The sequence below is a fragment of the Pedobacter arcticus A12 genome, assembly GCF_000302595.1.
In the GTDB taxonomy this organism is placed as follows: Bacteria; Bacteroidota; Bacteroidia; order Sphingobacteriales; family Sphingobacteriaceae; genus Pseudopedobacter; species Pseudopedobacter arcticus.
The window spans coordinates 1-5571 of record NZ_AKZJ01000016.1 but is presented as its reverse complement, the minus strand read 5'-3'; the positions used below and the strand labels follow the sequence as shown (position 1 = coordinate 5571).

Sequence of the window (5571 nt, the reverse complement as noted above, 5' to 3'; positions counted from 1 at the left end):
ATCTCTTGCGGGATAAATAAAAAAGCCACACCTTTGCACTCCGCAAACGCAAGGAATGCGGGATATTGAAAAGCGGTAAAGAGGGGTTAGAGAGAGCGATAAGGGAGGAGAGAGGGAGAGAAAAACACCCATTAAAAGACACCTAAAAATTATTTCAAATTAAATTTGGAAAGTTAGAAAAAAGGTTTCATCTTTGCACCCCGGTTGAACGGGAAATAAAACCGAGGAGAGCGATTCTCTGAGGAGCAACACAGACAGAAAAGATCAGAAGGCCATAGGGCAGAAAGATATAAAGCGCCGATCCGTGAGGTTAGGACACAAGTTCTTTAAAAAGATATCATGTAGCGTAAGAGACACCAAGGTTTCACCTTGGGAGTCCGCAGAAAGACAAGAAACATAATTAATATTAACATTCAGTTAGTATCGAACATCAACATTTACAATGGAGAGTTTGATCCTGGCTCAGGATGAACGCTAGCGGCAGGCCTAATACATGCAAGTCGAACGGGATTATCCAGCTTGCTGGATATGAGAGTGGCGTACGGGTGCGTAACGCGTATGCAACCTACCTTGATCAGGGGGATAGCCCGGAGAAATCCGGATTAACACCGCATAAAAACACAGCACAGCATTGTGCAATGTTCAAATATTCATAGGATCAAGATGGGCATGCGTGCCATTAGCTAGTTGGTAGGGTAACGGCCTACCAAGGCGACGATGGCTAGGGGATCTGAGAGGATGGCCCCCCACACTGGTACTGAGACACGGACCAGACTCCTACGGGAGGCAGCAGTAAGGAATATTGGTCAATGGAGGCAACTCTGAACCAGCCATGCCGCGTGCAGGAAGACAGCCCTATGGGTCGTAAACTGCTTTTATACGGGAACAAACCTTTCTTCGTGAAGAGAGCTGAGCGTACCGTAAGAATAAGGATCGGCTAACTCCGTGCCAGCAGCCGCGGTAATACGGAGGATCCAAGCGTTATCCGGATTTATTGGGTTTAAAGGGAGCGTAGGCGGCCCGTTAAGTCAGGGGTGAAAGACGGTGGCTCAACCATCGCAGTGCCTTTGATACTGACAGGCTTGAATACACTTGAGGTAGGCGGAATGTGACAAGTAGCGGTGAAATGCATAGATATGTCACAGAACACCGATTGCGAAGGCAGCTTACTAAAGTGTGATTGACGCTGAGGCTCGAAAGCGTGGGGATCAAACAGGATTAGATACCCTGGTAGTCCACGCCCTAAACGATGATAACTCGATGTTGGCGATATACAGTCAGCGTCCAAGCGAAAGCGTTAAGTTATCCACCTGGGGAGTACGCCCGCAAGGGTGAAACTCAAAGGAATTGACGGGGGCCCGCACAAGCGGAGGAGCATGTGGTTTAATTCGATGATACGCGAGGAACCTTACCCGGGCTTGAAAGTTACTGAAGGTACTAGAGATAGTACCGTCCTTCGGGACAGGAAACTAGGTGCTGCATGGCTGTCGTCAGCTCGTGCCGTGAGGTGTTGGGTTAAGTCCCGCAACGAGCGCAACCCCTATGTTTAGTTGCCAGCATGTCAAGATGGGGACTCTAAACAGACTGCCTACGTAAGTAGAGAGGAAGGTGGGGACGACGTCAAGTCATCATGGCCCTTACGTCCGGGGCTACACACGTGCTACAATGGACGGTACAGAGGGCAGCTACCTGGCAACAGGATGCAAATCTCACAAAGCCGTTCACAGTTCGGATCGGGGTCTGCAACTCGACCCCGTGAAGTTGGATTCGCTAGTAATCGCGTATCAGCAATGACGCGGTGAATACGTTCCCGGGCCTTGTACACACCGCCCGTCAAGCCATGGAAGTCGGGGGCGCCTAAAGTCCGTAACCGCAAGGAGCGGCCTAGGGTGAAACTGATAACTAGGGCTAAGTCGTAACAAGGTAGCCGTACCGGAAGGTGCGGCTGGAATACCTCCTTTCTAGAGTCGGCAGGCTCAGTTTCTTACGCTGCATATATTTTTTTTGAAAAGACAAAAAGACACCTGAAGAGATGATATCGGTGGCGATGCCACTGGGCGGATCAGGACACAGTCCCGTAGCTCAGTTGGTTAGAGCACTACACTGATAATGTAGGGGTCAGCAGTTCAAATCTGCTCGGGACTACATAGACATCTTTACGGGGGATTAGCTCAGCTGGCTAGAGCGCCTGCCTTGCACGCAGGAGGTCAACGGTTCGACTCCGTTATTCTCCACTATATCCATCCTCAGCGGAGGCATTGTTCGAAAGAATATAAGGGATAGAAAGTTCTTTGACATATTGGAAGAAGTTATTGAAGAGAAGATAACAAGACACAACAGGTAGAGCAATCTACATAATAGAAAGTAAATAAGAGCACACGGGGAATGCCTAGGCTCTCAGAGGCGATGAAGGACGCGACAAGCTGCGATAAGCCGCGGGGATCGGCACATACGAATTGATCCGCGGATTTCCGAATGGGGAAACCTGACTAGCTGAAGGCTAGTCGCAAATGCGCAAACCTGCCGAACTGAAACATCTAAGTAAGCAGAGGAGAAGAAAACAACAGTGATTTCCAAAGTAGTGGCGAGCGAACTGGAAGAAGCCCAAACCCATACCGTTACGGCGGTACGGGGGTTGTAGGACCACAACATGAAGATTAAAGTGAAGTCGAAGGGGATGGGAAGCCCCGCCATAGCGTGTGATAGCCACGTAGACGTAAGTGATGATCGGATAGTGGTATCCTGAGTACCGCGGGGTCGGAGACGCCCTGTGGGAATCCACCAGCACCATCTGGTAAGGCTAAATACTCCTGAGAGACCGATAGTGAACCAGTACCGTGAGGGAAAGGTGAAAAGAACCCCGAACAGGGGAGTGAAATAGAACCTGAAACCGTGTGCTTACAAGCGGTCGGAGCAGACTTGTTCTGTGACGGCGTGCCTTTTGCATAATGAGCCTACGAGTTACTCTTCTCTGGCAAGGTTAAGTGTTTAAGACACGGAGCCGAAGCGAAAGCGAGTCTGAACAGGGCGCAGAGTCAGAGGAGGTAGACGCGAAACCTTGTGATCTACCCATGGACAGGTTGAAGGTGCCGTAACAGGTACTGGAGGACCGAACCGATAAACGTTGAAAAGTTTCCGGATGATCTGTGGGTAGGGGTGAAAGGCTAATCAAACTGGGAAATAGCTCGTACTCCCCGAAATGTTTTTAGGAACAGCGTGGTGGTAAAGTTTAACAGAGGTAGAGCTACTGATTGGGTGCGGGGGAGTCAAATCCTACCAAATCCAGACAAACTCCGAATGCTGATTAAATATACACTGCAGTGAGGCGCGGGGTGCTAAGGTCACGCGCCGAGAGGGAAAGAACCCAGACCAGCAGCTAAGGTCCCAAAATTACTGTTAAGTTGAACTAACGAGGTCTGATTGCATAGACAGCTAGGATGTTGGCTTGGAAGCAGCCATTCATTTAAAGAGTGCGTAACAGCTCACTAGTCGAGCGATCGGGCATGGATAATAAACGGGCATAAAACAGTATACCGAAGCTCTGGATTTATACTACGTATAAGTGGTAGGGGAGCATTCCAATATCAGCGAAGCGATCTGGTAATGGGTCGTGGAGAGATTGGAAAAGCAAATGTAGGCATAAGTAACGATAAGGCGGGAGAGAAACCCGCCCACCGAAAGACTAAGGTTTCCTGATCAACGCTAATCGGATCAGGGTTAGTCGGGACCTAAGGAGAACCCGAACGGGACATCCGATGGACAACTGGTCAATATTCCAGTACTTTTTATAACTGCGATGGGGTGACGGAGTAGTGACACTGCCGCGAACTGACGGAATAGTTCGTTGAAGGCCGTAGGTATTGGGACAGTAGGCAAATCCGCTGACCCAGCTGAAAGCTGATAGTACCGCAAACCTTCGGGGGCGCGGATAGCGCAGGTAATCAGACTTCCAAGAAAACCCCCTAAGCTTCAGGTTATAAAAACCCGTACCGTAAACCGACACAGGTAGTCGAGGAGAGAATCCTAAGGTGCTCGAGTGAATCATGGCTAAGGAACTCGGCAAAATGGCCCTGTAACTTCGGGAGAAGGGGCGCTGACAGCAATGTCAGCCGCAGTGAAAAGGCCCAGGCGACTGTTTAACAAAAACACATGGCTTTGCAAAATCGAAAGATGAAGTATAAGGCCTGACACCTGCCCGGTGCCGGAAGGTTAAGAGGGGATGTCATCCGCAAGGAGAAGCATTGAATCGAAGCCCCGGTAAACGGCGGCCGTAACTATAACGGTCCTAAGGTAGCGAAATTCCTTGTCGGGTAAGTTCCGACCTGCACGAATGGTGTAACGATCTGGGCGCTGTCTCGGCCATGAGCTCGGTGAAATTGTGGTCCCGGTGAAGACGCCGGGTACCCGCAACGGGACGGAAAGACCCCATGAACCTTCACTACAGTTTAACATTGACATTGGATACAGGATGTGTAGGATAGGTGGGAGTTATTGAAGCGGGTTCGCTAGGATCCGTGGAAACAACCTTGAAATACCACCCTTTCTGTATTCGGTGTCTAACCCCGCAGAGCGGGGGACACTGTTTGATGGGTAGTTTGACTGGGGTGGTCGCCTCCAAAAGTGTAACGGAGGCTTTCAAAGGTATGCTCAGTACGCTTGGTAACCGTACGGGGAGTGCAATAGCATAAGCATGCTTGACTGTGAGGCATACAGGCCGATCAGGGTCGAAAGACGGATATAGTGATCCGGTGGTTCTGCATGGAAGGGCCATCGCTCAAAGGATAAAAGGTACTCTGGGGATAACAGGCTGATCTCCCCCAAGAGCTCATATCGACGGGGAGGTTTGGCACCTCGATGTCGGCTCGTCACATCCTGGGGCTGGAGAAGGTCCCAAGGGTTCGGCTGTTCGCCGATTAAAGTGGCACGCGAGCTGGGTTCAGAACGTCGCGAGACAGTTCGGTCCCTATCTGTTGTGGGCGTTGGAAATTTGAGTGGGGCTGACCTTAGTACGAGAGGACCGGGTTGGACTGGCCGCTGGTGAATCTGTTGTCCCGCCAGGGGCACTGCAGAGTAGCTATGCCGGGAATAGATAAGCGCTGAAAGCATCTAAGCGCGAAACTAGCCACAAGATGAGATTTCCATTGAGGACCGTAGAAGACTACTACGTTGATAGGTTACAGATGTAAAGCTGGCGACAGCACAGTCGAGTAATACTAATTGTCCGATACTTTCAGTTAGGCTGAAATGATAAGTTATCTTCTCTCCCAATACCTTCTTTCAATAATATGTCATTGTTGGTGTATGAAGTGAAAAGTAAAAAGTGAAAAGTGAAAAGTCGAGAGACCAGAGCCTGTAACTTATAACTTACGGCTTATAACTTACAACATTAAAATATTCAGGTGCCTATATCGGCGGTGTCCACCTCTTCCCATTCCGAACAGAGAAGTTAAGCCCGCCAGAGCCGATGGTACTGCGGTAACACGTGGGAGAGTAGGTCGGTGCCGATTTTAATACGCCTGAGAGACGGCGGTAATGCCAGCCCCCCATCATAACTGATGGGGGGCTTTTTTT

Annotated in this window: 2 tRNA genes and 3 rRNA genes; all 5 read left to right on the top strand. The window is 49.9% G+C overall.

The window, feature by feature from the left end:
• Positions 1 to 439: 439 nt before the first annotated feature.
• A 16S ribosomal RNA gene (locus tag B176_RS0101350) occupies positions 440 to 1961 on the top strand.
• A gap of 110 nt (positions 1962 to 2071) precedes the next feature.
• Positions 2072 to 2145 (top strand) — tRNA-Ile (locus B176_RS0101345).
• 15 nt (positions 2146 to 2160) lie between these two features.
• Positions 2161 to 2234 (top strand) — tRNA-Ala (locus B176_RS0101340).
• Between the two features lie 124 nt (positions 2235 to 2358).
• Positions 2359 to 5236 (top strand): 23S ribosomal RNA (locus B176_RS0101335).
• A gap of 159 nt (positions 5237 to 5395) precedes the next feature.
• Positions 5396 to 5507 (top strand): 5S ribosomal RNA (gene rrf / locus B176_RS0101330).
• Together the 16S, 23S and 5S rRNA genes with 2 tRNA genes alongside form the textbook arrangement of a ribosomal RNA operon.
• Positions 5508 to 5571: the final 64 nt, after the last annotated feature.